This is a genomic window from Thermus oshimai DSM 12092 (genome assembly GCF_000373145.1).
GTDB classification, from domain to species: domain Bacteria; phylum Deinococcota; class Deinococci; order Deinococcales; family Thermaceae; genus Thermus; species Thermus oshimai.
The window spans coordinates 35,686-46,126 of record NZ_KB890604.1 but is presented as its reverse complement, the minus strand read 5'-3'; the positions used below and the strand labels follow the sequence as shown (position 1 = coordinate 46,126).

At 68.9% G+C, this 10,441-nt stretch carries 13 protein-coding genes and 1 rRNA gene; 7 read left to right on the top strand and 7 right to left on the bottom strand.

The annotated features are described in order from the left end of the window. Positions 1–105: ribosomal RNA gene (locus tag B043_RS0104475) — 23S ribosomal RNA — on the bottom strand; the annotation flags it as partial. Between the two features lie 145 nt (positions 106–250). Between B043_RS0104475 and B043_RS0104470 the strand changes: the two genes are divergently transcribed. Next, positions 251–910, top strand: coding sequence for a PspA/IM30 family protein (locus B043_RS0104470; RefSeq protein WP_016330157.1), 660 nt, complete (start codon positions 251–253; stop codon positions 908–910). Positions 911–922: 12 nt separating this feature from the next. Here the strand turns inward: B043_RS0104470 and B043_RS0104465 are convergent, their stop codons facing one another. Further along, on the bottom strand, positions 923–1,123 hold the full coding sequence (locus B043_RS0104465; protein WP_018461088.1) for a hypothetical protein: 201 nt from the start codon (positions 1,121–1,123) through the stop codon (positions 923–925). Positions 1,124–1,135: 12 nt separating this feature from the next. Then, on the bottom strand, positions 1,136–1,759 hold the full coding sequence (locus tag B043_RS0104460; protein WP_016330159.1) for a hypothetical protein: 624 nt from the start codon (positions 1,757–1,759) through the stop codon (positions 1,136–1,138). Between the two features lie 23 nt (positions 1,760–1,782). On the opposite strand from B043_RS0104460, the gene B043_RS0104455 reads away from it, so the two are divergent. The 4 genes from B043_RS0104455 to B043_RS0104440 are packed head-to-tail and all read left to right on the top strand — an operon-like array spanning position 1,783 to position 4,334. After that, positions 1,783–2,505 carry a metallophosphoesterase family protein gene (locus B043_RS0104455; protein ID WP_016330160.1) on the top strand — a complete coding sequence of 241 codons (723 nt, stop codon included), beginning with the start codon at positions 1,783–1,785 and terminating at the stop codon, positions 2,503–2,505. Beyond that, positions 2,472–3,278, top strand: a complete 807-nt coding sequence (locus B043_RS0104450; RefSeq protein ID WP_018461087.1) for a DNA polymerase III subunit delta' — start codon at positions 2,472–2,474, stop codon at positions 3,276–3,278. The genes B043_RS0104455 and B043_RS0104450 overlap by 34 nt, the downstream gene beginning before the upstream one ends. Further along, positions 3,275–4,042, top strand: a complete 768-nt coding sequence (locus B043_RS0104445) for a PSP1 domain-containing protein (RefSeq protein WP_018461086.1) — start codon at positions 3,275–3,277, stop codon at positions 4,040–4,042. Before B043_RS0104450 ends, B043_RS0104445 begins: the two co-directional genes overlap by 4 nt. A gap of 34 nt (positions 4,043–4,076) precedes the next feature. Further along, entirely contained in the window at positions 4,077–4,334 is a 258-nt protein-coding gene (locus B043_RS0104440) for a hypothetical protein (RefSeq protein WP_018461085.1), read from the top strand. Here the strand turns inward: B043_RS0104440 and B043_RS0104435 are convergent. Beyond that, on the bottom strand, positions 4,322–5,239 hold the full coding sequence (locus B043_RS0104435; RefSeq protein ID WP_016330164.1) for an ABC transporter permease: 918 nt from the start codon (positions 5,237–5,239) through the stop codon (positions 4,322–4,324). The genes B043_RS0104440 and B043_RS0104435 overlap by 13 nt on opposite strands. Then, complete coding sequence (locus B043_RS0104430) at positions 5,236–7,065, bottom strand: ABC transporter permease (RefSeq protein ID WP_026234126.1); 1,830 nt, start codon at positions 7,063–7,065, stop codon at positions 5,236–5,238. The genes B043_RS0104435 and B043_RS0104430 overlap by 4 nt, the downstream gene beginning before the upstream one ends. Before the next feature lie 41 nt (positions 7,066–7,106). Here B043_RS0104430 and ubiE point away from each other — a divergent pair, with 41 nt between their 5' ends. Then, positions 7,107–7,805, top strand: coding sequence for a bifunctional demethylmenaquinone methyltransferase/2-methoxy-6-polyprenyl-1,4-benzoquinol methylase UbiE (gene ubiE / locus B043_RS0104425; RefSeq protein WP_081623131.1), 699 nt, complete (start codon positions 7,107–7,109; stop codon positions 7,803–7,805). Here ubiE and B043_RS0104420 read toward each other — a convergent pair. Together B043_RS0104420 and B043_RS0104415 are read right to left on the bottom strand one after the other, a co-directional pair. Next, positions 7,802–8,254 carry an arsenate reductase ArsC gene (locus B043_RS0104420; RefSeq protein ID WP_018461082.1) on the bottom strand — a complete coding sequence of 151 codons (453 nt, stop codon included), beginning with the start codon at positions 8,252–8,254 and terminating at the stop codon, positions 7,802–7,804. The two genes, ubiE and B043_RS0104420, sit on opposite strands and share 4 nt — an antisense overlap. A gap of 37 nt (positions 8,255–8,291) precedes the next feature. After that, on the bottom strand, positions 8,292–9,974 hold the full coding sequence (locus B043_RS0104415) for a M3 family oligoendopeptidase (protein WP_018461081.1): 1,683 nt from the start codon (positions 9,972–9,974) through the stop codon (positions 8,292–8,294). Positions 9,975–10,030: 56 nt separating this feature from the next. Between B043_RS0104415 and B043_RS0104410 the strand changes: the two genes are divergently transcribed. Then, positions 10,031–10,432 carry an acyl-CoA thioesterase gene (locus tag B043_RS0104410; RefSeq protein WP_016330169.1) on the top strand — a complete coding sequence of 134 codons (402 nt, stop codon included), beginning with the start codon at positions 10,031–10,033 and terminating at the stop codon, positions 10,430–10,432. Positions 10,433–10,441 lie beyond the last annotated feature (9 nt).

Below are 10,441 nucleotides of genomic sequence, written 5' to 3'. Positions count from 1 at the left end.
GGGATCCACGCTCGCTACCAGCTCCCCCTGGCTTATCGCAGGTAGCCACGTCCTTCATCGGCTCGGGTGCCAAGGCATCCACCGTGGGCCCTTAGCATCTTGACCCTCAAAGAGCTACCTCANCAGTAGCCCCTCGCTTACCTATCTCCACCCCAGCTTTCAAGATCCCCCGCCACCCCTCCGGGCAGCGCAAATAAAAACCTACCACCCACAAAACAAACTGTCAAGAGGGGTGTGGCATACTGGGGGCATGACCCTACTAGACCGGATCGGGCGGCTCATCCGGGCCAACCTGCACGACCTTCTCCGGCGGGCGGAGGATCCGGAGAAGATCATTGAGGAGGCCCTTAGGGAGATGAAGGAGGCCCTCAAGGAGGCCCGCCAGAGCGTGGCGGAGGCCATGGCCGAGGAGAAAAGGCTTCAAAGGGAGCGGGAAAGCCACCTGAAGGAGGCCGGGCTCTGGGAGGAGAAGGCCAAGGAGGCCCTGAGGGCGGGCCGGGAGGACCTCGCCCGGGAGGCCCTGAAGCGGAAGAAGCGGGCTTTGGACCTGGCCGAGGGGTTCCGGGTCCAGGAGGAGGAGCAACGGGCCTTGGTGGAGCGCCTCGTGACCCAGCTCAAGGCCCTCGAGGCCAAGATTGAGGAGGCGGAGGCCCGCAAGAAGCTCCTCATCGCCCGCAAGCGGGGCGTGGAGGCGGCCGAGGCCGTGCGGCGCATGGAGTCCCGCCTGGAAGGCCACCCGGCCCTGGAGGCCTTTGAGGAGATGGAGGCCCGCATCCTGGCCATGGAGGACCGGCACGAGGCCCTAAAGGAACTGGACGGGGCCGATCTGGAAAAAGAACTCTCCGCCTTGTCCGCGGACAAGGCGGTGGAGGAGGAGCTTAAGCGGCTGAAAGAGGAGCTCGGGCAGTAAAGCGGGCCCAGGCTAGAGCAGGTGGTACGCCTTGCCCAGCCAAAGCATCAGGGCCACGGTGGCCGCGGAGAGAACGATAAGGAGGAGCATGAAAAAGATAAAGCGCAGGTCAAAGGTCTCCCCTTCCGTGGTGAGGACCCGGGGGTTCAGGATGAGGTAAAAAAGCAAGGTCACCAAGGCCGCGCCCAGGGCAAAAAACGCGATGTACGCCATCTCTCCCTCCCTTCACCAGAGGCGCATGAGGGCCTCCAGGTTCGCCCTCAAGTTTACCAGCCCCACCCCGTAGGTGGGAACCCCCAGGGCCCACCCCACCGCCCCCCAGTAGGGGCCGGGCCCCTCCGGCAGGTCCACGGGGGGCTTCTCCGTACGCCACGGGGGGTAGAGCCGCCGTTCCTGGTATACGAGGCCCGTGGGGGCCTCCACCCGGAGGAGAAGGGGCTCCCCTTCCGCCTCCAAGGGCCGCCACCCCTCCTCCGTCTCCTTGCCCCCGGGAAAGGAAAGGCCCAGCCCCTCCCCGGGAAAGGCCAAAAGGAGGCGCTGGGGGCGGAACTGGACCAGGAGGTGGGCCAGGGGGGCCCCCGTGGGGCCCGAGAGGGGGCGGCCCTCCAGGGTGGGGGAAAGGGGGGAGGGGTCCAGGGCCAGGAGGATCCGGCCCCGGAAGGCGAGGCCATTTAGGGCCTGGAGCACGGGGAGGGCCTCCTGGTAGGGGGCGTGGAGGAGGACCGTCCCCCCGCCAAGGCCACCCTCCAGGTAGGCGAAGAGGGTGCCGAAGGGGTCCAACCCGGCCCGCACGTGCTCCGAGAGGGCCTCGAGGTCCACGTAAAGCCGCTCCAGAAGGGCCTCGGTCATGGCCTCATGGTATCCTAAGCCCGGTGCGCTACCTGGTCCTCGCCGACATCCACGGGAACTGGCCCGCCCTAGAGGCGGTGCTCCAGGCCGCCCCTCCCTTTGACCGGGTCCTCTTCCTGGGGGACGCGGTGGGCTACTACCCGGACGGGGACCGGGTGCTGGACTTCCTCCTGGAGGTGGGGGCGGAAGGCGTCTTGGGCAACCACGACGCCTGGCTTTTGGCTCTGGAGCAGCTGCCCGTGGAGGGGCCGGTGCTGGAGATCCTGGCCTGGCAGCGGAAAAGGCTTTCCCGCCGCCACCTGGACTACCTGGCCAGCTGGCCCTGGCAGAAGGAGGTGGAGGGGGCCCTTCTGGTGCACGGGAGCCCCTGCGACCCCTTCACCTACCTGGACGACCTGGCCCCCGCCCGGGAGGCCTTCGCCTGCACGGAGAAGGAGCTGGTCCTTCACGGCCACACCCACCTGGCGGGGGCCTTTTTGGCCCTGGAGGGGCCGAGGCTTTGGGTGCGCCACCAGGCCTTTCCCCAAGGGGGCGAGCTCCTCCTTTCCCCCAAGGTGCGGGCCCTGGTGAACCCGGGCTCCGTGGGTCAGCCCCGGGACGGGGTGCCGGGGGCGGCCTTTCTCCTTTGGGAAGGGCGTAAGTTGGAGTTTTTCCGGGTGGACTACCCTCTGAACCGGGTGGAGGCCCGGCTTTTGGAGGAGGGGTTTCCCCTATGGCTTCTGGAGCGGCTCAAGGTGGGACAATAATCGGCCACGAGGCCATCCTGGCCCTTCTCCCCAGGATCGAGGCCTCCACCCTCCTCTTCACCGGCCCCGAAGGGGTGGGGCGGCGCACCGTGGCCCGGTGGTACGCCCTGGGCCTGAACCTGGGCTTCCCGCCCCCACCCCTTTCGGAGCACCCCGACCTCCTGGAGATCGCCCCCAAGGGAAAGGCCCTGAGGGGAAAGGCCGAGCTCTCCTTGGAAGAGGTGGAACCCCTCTTCGCCTGGCTTTCCACCCACCCCCGGGCCCGGGCCAAGGTGGCCATCCTGGACGGCGCCCACCTCCTCACCCCTCCCGCGGCCAACGCCCTTTTGAAGCTCCTGGAGGAGCCCCCGGCCTACGCCCGCCTGATCCTCATCGCCCCCAGCCGGGACACCCTCCTCCCCACCCTGGCCAGCCGGGCGGTGGAGGTGGCCTTTTCCCCTGTGCCCGAGGAGAAGCTTAGGGCCCTCACGGAGGACCCGGAGCTTCTGGCCTACGCCAAGGGGGCCCCGGGGAGGCTTCTTGGGGCCCTTGCCGACCTCGAGGCCTTCCGGGCGCGGATGGAAACGGCCAGGGCCCTCCTCCAGGCGGGGCCCCTGGAACGGCTCCGCCTCCTCAAGGAGCTCCTGGAGGAGGCGGAAGGCTTCCAGGCCCTGCACACCCTCCTTAAGGACCCCGCCCACCTTTCCGCCCTCTTCCGGGCCCAGGAGGCCCTGGAGCGCTACGTGAGCCCGGACCTGGTCCTGGCCCGCCTCGCCTTAGACTTAGGGGTATGACCGTAGGCGTTCGCTTCCGCACCCCCACCCTCCGCTACTTCCGCTTCCAGGGGGAGCCGCCCCCGTTGGACAGCTTCGTGGTGGTGCGCACCCCCCGGGGCCTCGAGGTGGGCAAGGTGCGCACCCCCCCAAGGAAGGCCCCCGAGGCGGGGGAGGTGGTGCGCCTGGCCAGCAAGGAGGACCTGGACCGGGCGGCGCGGCTTAGGGCCAGGGGGGAGGAGATCCTCTTTTACCTCCGGGCCCGGCTCAAGGAGGAAGGGGTGAAGGCCAAGGTCCTGGGGTGCGACCTCACCCTGGACGGCCGCCACCTCCTGGTCCACTACGCCGCCAGCGAGCGGGTGAACCTGAGGCCCTTGGGGGCGGAGCTCGCCCGCACCTTCGGCCTTCGGGTGGAGTTCCAGGCGGAAGGCCCCCGGGAGGAGGCCGCCTACCTGGGCACCCTGGGGGCCTGCGGGATGGAGTCCTGCTGCTCCACCTGGCTCCAGGGCTTCGCCCCGGTGTCCATCCGCATGGCCCGGGACCAGCAGCTGCCCCTCTCCCCGGAGAAGATCTCCGGCCCCTGCGGCCGCCTCCTCTGCTGCTTGGCCTACGAGCACCCCGTGTACCAGGAGCTCCTGAAGGAGCTTCCCAAGCGGAACGCCCGGGCCTGCACCCGGGAAGGGATCTGCGGCAAGGTGCAGAAGGTGAACCCCTTAAAGGGCACGGTGGAGCTCCTTCTGGAGGAGGGGAAGGTGCTGGAGGTCCCCAAGGAGGAACTCCGGTGAGGTCTTACCGTCCGGCGGAGGGGGCCTTCCGGCCATGACCCAGGCGGAGGCCTTCGGAAAGAGGGTCCGCCGCCTGGCCCTGAACCGCCAGGGCACGGAGGCCCAGGTCTTCCTGGAGGAGGGCTTTTTGTACCTTAGGGCGGACGGCTTCGCCCGCTTCGCCCAAGGGGAGGGAGAGGAGGCCCTTGCGGGCTTCGCCCTCCTGAAGGGCGGGGTGGAGCTCCGCTTTCGGGACGGGAGCGCCCTCCAGCTTCGCTACCGCTTGGGCCGCCTTCAGGCTCACTTCTCGTAGGGTTTCCCCACCGCCCCAGGGGGGCGGCTCCGGCCCATGAACCCCGCCAGGACCAGGATGGTGACCACGTAGGGGAAGGCCTGGACCAAGACCGCGGGGAGGATGTCCGTCCCCTGGAGCTGGATGGCCAGGGCGCTGGCGAAGCCGAAAAGGAGGGTGGAGAAGAGGATGCCCACCGGGTGCCACTTGCCGAAGATCATGGCCGCCAGGGCGATGAAGCCCATCCCCGCGGACATGCCCCGCACGAACTGGTTGAGGAAGCCGATGGAGAGGTAAGCCCCCGCAAGCCCCGCCAAGACCCCCGAGAGGACCACGCCCAGGTAGCGCATGCGGTAAACGTTGACCCCCAAGGTGTCCGCGGCCTCCGGGTACTCCCCCACCGCCCTAAGGCGCAGGCCCCAAGGGGTCTTGAAGAGGACCCACCAGGCCAGGGGCACCAGGAGGAAGGCCAGGTAGACCAAAGGGGAAAGGGCGAACCCCTCGGGGCCCAGGAGGGGCAGGCGGCTTTGCACCTCCTTGGAGTTGGTGGCGTTGCCGTAAAAGTAGGTGAGGACCAGGCTAGGAGCCCCCAGGGCCAGGAGGTTGATGGCCGTGCCGCTCACGATCTGGTCCGCCCGGTAGCGGATGGAGACCACCGCGTGCACCCAGGCCACCAGCCCCCCCACCCCCATGGCCACCAGCACCCCCGCCCAGGGGAGCCAGGGGGCGGGGCCTAGGGAAGCCTCCATCCGCTCCACGAAGACCGCCGCGGAAAGGGCCCCGAAGAGGATGATGCCCTCCAGGGCGATGTTCACCACCCCGCTCCGCTCGGAGAACATCCCCCCCAAGGCGGTGAGGAGGAGGGGGGTGGTCTGGCGCAGGGTGGAGAGGAGGAGGGCCAGGAAGAAGGCCGCGTCCAGGCTCATCGCGCCCCCCCCTTCCCCGCCTCCTGGGCCCTAAGCTCCACCTCCGCCGCCCTTAAGGGATCGGTGAAGTAGCGGGGGAGGAACCCCCCAGCGGCGATGAAGAGGACGATGAGGGCCTGGAGCACGGCCACCAGCTCCCGGCTGATGCCGAGCTGGAGGTTCACCTGAAGCCCCCCGGTGAGGAGGACGCCGAAGAGCCAGGCGGAAAGCCCCACCCCCAGAGGGGTGTTCTGGCCCATGAGGGCCACGGCGATGCCGTCAAACCCCACGCTGTAGGGGAGGGACTGCTTGAGGCGGTACTCGTCAATCCCCCCGCCCAGGACATAGTGGGTGGCGGCCAGGCCCGCCAGGGCCCCAGAGAGGAAGAGGATGGCCACCATCTTGCGCCCGGAGGAAACCCCGGCGTACTCCGCCGCCTTGGGGGCAAGGCCTAACGCCCGAAGCTCATACCCCCCCACGCTCCGGAAGACGTAGAAGTGGAAGAAGAGGAGGGCGAGAAGGGCCAGGAGGAAGCTCCCGTTGAGCCGCACCGAGGTGAGCTCCCCCCCCAGGGCCACCTGGGGGCCTGGAAGAAGCCCCCCCAGGAGGTAGCCCAGGACCATCCCCAAAAGCCCCGCAAGGACGCGGTAGCCGAGGCCTTTCCGCACCAGGAAGTACCCCCCAAGGCCGAGGAGGAAGGCCAGGGGCAGGGCGAAGGAAAGCTCCCCCCCGGGGGCCAGAAGGTCCGTCCAGAGGGGGATGCGGGCCTCGGGGCGGATCTCGTAGCTCCTGGCCTCGTACCCCGGGTACTTGAAGGGCAGGTAGACGGGCTGGCCGAAGAAGCGGTACTCGTTGGTGGAGATGAGGAAGAGGAGGAGGCTTGCGGCCACGTAGTTCAGCATGATGGTGTTGATGACCTCGTGGGCCCCGAAGCGGGCCTTGAGCCAGCCGGGCAGGGCCCCCCAAAGCCCCCCGGCCAAAGCGGCGGCCAGGATGGCCAGGGGCAGGACCAGCCACCGGGGTCCGGGGAGGTAGACCCCCACCAGCATGGCGGCGATGGCCCCCAGGATGAGCTGCCCCGGGGCCCCGATGTTGAAAAGCCCGCCCCTAAACCCCAGGGCCACGGCCAGGCCGGTGAAGATAAGGGGGGTGGCCAAGAGGAGGCTTTGCAGGAAGCCCGGAAGGCTCACCAGGGGGCTGAAGAGGAGCTGGTAGGTGTAGGCGATGAGGTCCAGCTTGACCATGAGGGCCTCCCTGAGGCCCTTCGCCTCCCCAGGGCTCTCCTTGATGAGGGCCACGATGAGCCCCCCGAGAAGCACCGCAAGGAGCAGGGAGAAGAGGGGCACCACCGCCCCCCGGCGCCGCACCAGGAAGGCCAGCCCCCCGGGGGCCCGAAGCCGCCCCAGGAGGAGGAGGTAGAGGCTAAAGGCCAAGGTGGCGTAGGCGGCGAGGCCGAGGCTAAAGCGCCTTAAAGGGGGGGGTTCCCCCTGGGCCAGGGCGGGGGCGTTGGCCTGGCCCACGCTTCCGTAGAAGAGGAAGGCCAAAAGGAGGAAGAGCCCAAGCCCCATCCCCCCCAAGAGGTAAAGCCCCTTGGGCCCCGCCCGGAAGCCCAGGACCAGGGTGAGGAGGAGCCAGGCCAGGGCCAGGTAAAAGTAGGGGAGGAGCCAGGTGTCCCGGTAGCCCTGGGGGAGGCTACCTAGGGGGAGGTGGTGCCCAAAGGGGTTCAGGAGCACCCCCTCCCCGCCAAAGAGTCGGTGGGGCACGGCCCAAGGAGCCAGGTACCAGAGGAGAAGGGTAAGGAGCCCCCCCAAAAGGACCAGCGCCCCCACGCGGCGATCGGTCAACACGCCCACGATTCTACCCCATGCCCCCGGGGTAGACTTTAGGGGTGGCGTCCGAGGACAAGGCCCAGAGGGTGCGGCGGATGTTCTCCGAGATCGCGCCCCGCTACGACCTCCTAAACCGGCTCCTCTCCTTGGGGGTGGACCTCTCCTGGCGGAAGCGGGCGGTGGCCCTGGCCCTGGAGCGCCAGCCCCGGCGCATCCTGGACCTGGCCACGGGCACGGGGGACCTGGCCCTCCTCCTGAAAGCCCGGGCCCCGGAGGCCCAGGTGGTGGGGGCGGACTTCGCCCCGCCCATGCTGGCCCTGGCCCGGAAGAAGGCGGAGGCCCAGGGGCTCAAGGTGGAGTTCCTCGAGGCCGACGCCCTGGCCCTCCCCTTCCCCGAGGCCTCCTTTGACGCGGTCACCCTCGCCTTTGGCTTCCGCAACTTCGCGGACTACGAAAAGGCCCTCTCGGAGATCCACCGGGTCCTGACCCCCGGGGGAAGGCTCGTCCTCCTGGAGTTCCCCCCGCCCCCCAAGGGGGCCTTCGGCCTGGTCTACCGCCTTTACTTCGGCAAGCTCCTCCCCTTCATCGGGGGGGTGGTCTCGGGGAACTTCGGCGCCTACCGCTACCTGCCGGAGAGCGTGGAGGCCTTCCCGCCCCCTGAGGCCCTGAAGGCCCTCATGGAGGGGGTGGGGTTTGGGGTGCGCTACGAGCTCCTCACCTTCGGGGTGGCGGCCATTCACGTGGGGGACAAGGCTTAGCCCCAGGCCGCCCGCTCTAGCTCCTCGTCGGCGGGCACCCGCCCCTCCTTGAGGCTTTGCACCAGGAAAAGGCTCATGCGCCCCAGGGCGTCCCGCACCCGGCGCCACTCCTCTAGGGGCTTCCCCGAGGGGTCGGGGAAGGAGACGTGGCGCTTCAGGGTCTTCTCCGGATAGACGGGGCAGGCCTCCCTCGCCCCGTCGCACACCGTGAGGACCAGGCCGAAGTTCCAGGGGTCGGGCACCTCCAGGAGGGTCTTGGAGGTGTGGCCCGAAAGGTCGAGCCCCACCTCGGCCATGGCCCGCTTGGCCTCCTCCTTGACGAAGGTCTTCTCCGTGCCCGCGGAGTGGACCTCGAGGTCCACCCCGAGGAGGCGGGCGTGGTGCCGGAGCCAGGCCTCGGCCATCTGGCTGCGGGCGGAGTTGTGGGTGCAGAGGACGAGGAGGCGCATCCCCCTTTAAGCCTAAAGCCCCACCGTCAGGGGAGGGTCAGACCATCCGGGCCAGGGCCTCCACCTTCGCCTCCAGGACCCCCAGGGCCTTCCGCCAGAAGGCGGGGCTTTCCAGGTCAAAGCCGAAGCGGGCGGCGAGTTCTTTGGCGGGGTGCATCCCCGAAAGGGCCAGGAGCTCCTCGTAGCGCTCGGCGAAGGCCGGGTCCGCCTGGGCCTCGCCGTAGACCGCCAGGCCGAAGAGGAGGCCGAAGGTGTAGGGGTAGTTGTAGAAGTCCGAACCGTAGTAGTGCCCCTTCACCGCCCACATGTAGGGGTGGAAGGTGGCCAGGGCCTCCCCGTAGGCCTCCTTCTGGGCCTTGAGCATGAGCTCCTTAAGCTCCCTTGGGGATAGCTCCCGGGCCCGCCGCCTCTCAAAGACCCAAGACTCAAAGAGGAAGCGGCTGTAGATGTCCACCACCACCTGGGCCGCCCCCTGGAGGTAGGCGTCCAGGATGAGACGCCCCTCCCCGGGGTCCACCTCCTTGAGGGCGGCCTCCACCACCAGGGTCTCGTTCATGATGCTGGCGGTCTCCGCCAGGGTCATGGGGACCTCCCTTAGGCTGGCGGGCACCCGGGCGAGGGCAAAGTTGTGGTAGGCGTGGCCGAGCTCGTGGGCCAAGGTGGAGAGGGACTCAAAGCTCTCCTCGTAGTTGGCCAGGATGAGGCTTTTCCCCCCGCCCCTCGGCATGCAGTAGGCCCCGCCCACCTTCCCCCTTCGGGGGAGGAGGTCCATCCAGCGCTCCGCAAAAGCGAGCTCCGCCACGCGGGCGGCGTTCGGGAAACGGGCAAGCTTCTCCTTGAGGAAGCTTCGGGCCTCCTCCAGCGTCCAGCGCCGCCCCTCCCCCAGGGGGGCGAAGAGGTCCCACCAGTCCAGCCTTTCCTTCCCAAGCCCCTTGGCCTTCAGGGCGAAGTAGCGGCGGAAGAGGGGGAGGCCTTCCCTTACCGCCTCCAGCATGGCGGAAAGGGCCCGCCTCGTGATGCGGTTTGCAAGGAGGGTGGGCTCGAGGTCGTCCCGGAAGGCCCGGCGGCGGTTCAGCACCGAGGCCTCCCCCTTCACCCCGTTCATGGCAAAGGCCAGGGGGACCTCGTGCGCTGCCCAGGCCTTAAGCTCCGCCTCGTAGGCCTTCTTGCGCACCTCCTCCTCGGGGCGGAAGTAGAGGTTGCGCACCTTGGTGATGGGAAGCTCCTCCCCGTCCAGGAGGGCGGTGATCTGGCTGGTGAGGCTCTCGTGGAGCTTGGCCCAGGCCTCCCGGCCCGATAGGGCAAGCTCCGCGGCCAGAGTCTCCTCCCCCTCCGGCATGAGGTGGAGGGCCTGGAGGCGGGCCTCCTCCACCAGGATGCGGTAGGGGCCGGCCTCCTCGGGGTCCTCCAGGGCCAGGCGGCGGGTGAGGCGGGGCGCGAGGCGCTTCAGCTCCAGGAAGAGGATCTGGAACTCGGAGAGCTTGGCCGCGGCGGCCTCGTCCGCGGTGTCCGCGGTGAAGCGGGCGTAGAGGTAGGCCTGGAGGGGAAGGGCCTCCTCGTGGAGGCCGTCCAGGGCGGCCAAGACCTCAGGAAGGGGGGCCTCCTTCTCCAGGAGGTCCCTAAGGGCCCCAATCCGGCCCCTCAGGCCCTCCCAGGCCCGCTGGAACTCGGGGCTTTCCAGGCCGGGGAAGAGCGGGGTAAGGTCCCAGGTGGTTTCCATGGCCCCAGTATACTGACCCGGCGGTCAGGGGCGTGGGGGTGGTATAGTTTTGGCCCATGGAAGGTTTTCCGGTGGTGGTCCACGTGGACGTGCGCTTCCGCGACCTGGACCCTTTGGGCCATGTGAACAACGCCGTCCACCTCTCCTACATGGAGCTCGCCCGCATCCGCTACTTCCAGCGGATCTCCCCCGACTGGCTCCAGGAGGGCCACTTCGTGGTGGCCCGCATGGAGGTGGACTACCTCAAGCCCATCTACCTGGAGGACGAGGTGCGGGTGGGGGCCAAGGTGGTGGGGATCGGGCGCTCCAGCCTCAAGATGGAGCACCTCATCCTAGCGAACGGCGAGCCCGCCGCCCGGGGGCTTTCCGTCCTGGTCTGGCTGGACGAGGGGCGGCCCGCCCCTCTCCCTGAGGCGGTGCGGCGGCGGATCGGGGAGGTGGAGGGGCACCCCCTATAAACAAGCGCC

What these genes read in the sequence shown, in the direction of transcription:
- B043_RS0104470 (WP_016330157.1), top strand. Translation starts at nt 251, where the DNA reads ATGACCCTACTAGACCGGATCGGGCGGCTCATCCGGGCCAACCTGCAC.
- B043_RS0104465 (WP_018461088.1), bottom strand. Translation starts at nt 1,123, where the DNA reads ATGGCGTACATCGCGTTTTTTGCCCTGGGCGCGGCCTTGGTGACCTTG.
- B043_RS0104460 (WP_016330159.1), bottom strand. Translation starts at nt 1,759, where the DNA reads ATGACCGAGGCCCTTCTGGAGCGGCTTTACGTGGACCTCGAGGCCCTC.
- B043_RS0104450 (WP_018461087.1), top strand. Translation starts at nt 2,472, where the DNA reads ATGGCTTCTGGAGCGGCTCAAGGTGGGACAATAATCGGCCACGAGGCC.
- B043_RS0104445 (WP_018461086.1), top strand. Translation starts at nt 3,275, where the DNA reads ATGACCGTAGGCGTTCGCTTCCGCACCCCCACCCTCCGCTACTTCCGC.
- B043_RS0104440 (WP_018461085.1), top strand. Translation starts at nt 4,077, where the DNA reads ATGACCCAGGCGGAGGCCTTCGGAAAGAGGGTCCGCCGCCTGGCCCTG.
- B043_RS0104435 (WP_016330164.1), bottom strand. Translation starts at nt 5,239, where the DNA reads ATGAGCCTGGACGCGGCCTTCTTCCTGGCCCTCCTCCTCTCCACCCTG.
- B043_RS0104420 (WP_018461082.1), bottom strand. Translation starts at nt 8,254, where the DNA reads ATGCGCCTCCTCGTCCTCTGCACCCACAACTCCGCCCGCAGCCAGATG.
- B043_RS0104415 (WP_018461081.1), bottom strand. Translation starts at nt 9,974, where the DNA reads ATGGAAACCACCTGGGACCTTACCCCGCTCTTCCCCGGCCTGGAAAGC.
- B043_RS0104410 (WP_016330169.1), top strand. Translation starts at nt 10,031, where the DNA reads ATGGAAGGTTTTCCGGTGGTGGTCCACGTGGACGTGCGCTTCCGCGAC.